This is a genomic window from Oceanospirillum multiglobuliferum (genome assembly GCF_900167095.1).
GTDB classification, from domain to species: domain Bacteria; phylum Pseudomonadota; class Gammaproteobacteria; order Pseudomonadales; family Halomonadaceae; genus Oceanospirillum; species Oceanospirillum multiglobuliferum.
The window spans coordinates 1-1,823 of record NZ_FUXG01000011.1 but is presented as its reverse complement, the minus strand read 5'-3'; the positions used below and the strand labels follow the sequence as shown (position 1 = coordinate 1,823).

The window sequence follows — 1,823 nt, the reverse complement described above, 5'->3', positions numbered from 1 at the left end:
AATCATCCACCAAATTCATGTAGGGTGCATAAGCGAAGCGTCATGCACCACGCACACTGAATCCACCAAATAAGCTAACCCTATATCAATCCTCATAAATCCTCATAAATGTGACCTACAGCAGCTTTTTTGGATAAGGGGTTGTTAGGTAAGCTTGAAATGTCTATTATCGGCAGGGTTTTTTGCCTTGGCAGGATGGCTAAGGCAAAAAACATCGCTCATGTGACCCCCGTCACAGGCATAGCCGGAAAGAACTGTTAAGTTACTAATACGGTAAAAAAGTCAAACGCAGTAAAATGCACTTGGCATGAAAGAAAAGCCCTAAAACTTACTGCGACTTGGTTCGCTTAAGTCTGGGAGATGGCGCTTAAGCCGCCTCTTTCTGACTTAAACACATCAAGATTAAAAGCGGCTAAGCCTAGGGTGTGGCTCATAAGAGCGAAAATTCATTCTGATTGACATTTGGAGTCGATCGGAATCAAAACCAAAACCAATCCTTGATCAAGGAGCTTTACAAATGGCTTTAACTAAAGCACAAGTTTCACTAGTTACAGTAACAGCACTAGGCGTTGCGCCAGGTGGCTATGAAGCACAACTGTCTGCATTTTCTACACAGAAAGAATTAGCAGCATTTATCGGTAGTGCTGGTCTTCTAAGCACTGGTACTAACGCTGAGTTCGCGTTAGCAATCGGTAAAAACGTAGGCCTAACTGCTGGCTCTGTAGTTACTGCTCTGTTCAATGCGTTAGAAAACGGCACTAGCCGTGCTGATGCAGTAGTAGATTTTGCAAATGGCCAGTTAGTAGCAGGTAACGCAACGCTAACGGCAGCACTTGCAAAAGCAGAAGCTTACACTGGCGGTTCAACAGACCTAGCTGCATTGCAAGCTGCTATAGCAGCTGACGTAGTAGCAACGCCAAGCGGCCTAGTAATTGAGTTCAAAGACGAAGAAAAAGACCAGCACCACAAAGAAGACAGTGATGTTACTAGTACTCTGAATGGTCAGAATGTTGTTAACATCGGTAAGGCGCAAATCGATGCTGGTGCAAGCAAAGTAGCGGCAGACTTTTCCTTCAAACTGGCTAACCAGATTGGTGCTGGCGAGAAATTTGAAGGTCAGTTCCTGTCTCCAATCCTAGAGCGTCAGGCTGCTGACAAATCAGGTTCTAAAATCGTACTGGAACTGCGTAACCTACGTGAAGCAGCAGACAGCGCAACACCTCTGAAATACCTGCCAACTAACGGCTTTGGTTTTACCATTGACGGCCAGTTGGTTCAGATCACTTCTGATGCTATCGACGCAGCAGAAACTTATGCTGACCTGTTAGCAGCGATTAAAGCACGCATTGAAGATCTGAAAAACGGTGTTAACCTGCCGCAAGGTGCTGATGAAGCTCTGTATGCTAAACTGGCAACTTTCACTGTTGAACTGGGTCAAACCAAAGCAGCGGAAGAGCGTGATGCTAGTGGCAACGTAACCAAAACTTACGATGTTAGCAAAACTCCGCGTAAACCCTCGCCCAATCGGGCGGGGATACAAGCGGGAACCGCGCAGCGGTTCTAATCAGGTGTCGCCTGACTTTGCACATACTCTTTCAGTGTTTTGATCGTTGCCCCGCCTGCACTGCAGGCAAAGTAAGAACGTGACCAGAGCGCTGCACTTTTGCTTTGCCGGGGGATATGGGTATTGAGTATGCGTATCCGGCGTGATGAAACCGATTTCAGGTTGTTCACCATGACGCTGATCGCCAGCTTCGGCGGATAAGCTATCAGCAGGTGAACATGATCTGATTCACCGTCCATTTCCAGTAGGTCACACTCCA

2 protein-coding genes are annotated in these 1,823 nt (G+C 46.7%); one reads left to right on the top strand and one right to left on the bottom strand.

Going from position 1 to position 1,823, the window contains the following annotated elements; all coding sequences use genetic code 11:
* Positions 1 to 517 precede the first annotated feature (517 nt).
* Positions 518 to 1,564: a hypothetical protein gene (locus B5D26_RS08755; RefSeq protein ID WP_078745362.1), complete on the top strand. Its 1,047-nt coding sequence runs from the start codon at positions 518 to 520 to the stop codon at positions 1,562 to 1,564.
* Here B5D26_RS08755 and tnpA read toward each other — a convergent pair.
* Positions 1,561 to 1,823: IS200/IS605 family transposase (gene tnpA, locus B5D26_RS08750; protein WP_143833108.1), on the bottom strand; the 263-nt coding region annotated here is incomplete at its 5' end. The two genes, B5D26_RS08755 and tnpA, sit on opposite strands and share 4 nt — an antisense overlap.

Excerpts from the sequence above, each read along its gene's own strand:
- B5D26_RS08755 (WP_078745362.1), top strand. The coding sequence starts at position 518 with ATGGCTTTAACTAAAGCACAAGTTTCACTAGTTACAGTAACAGCACTA.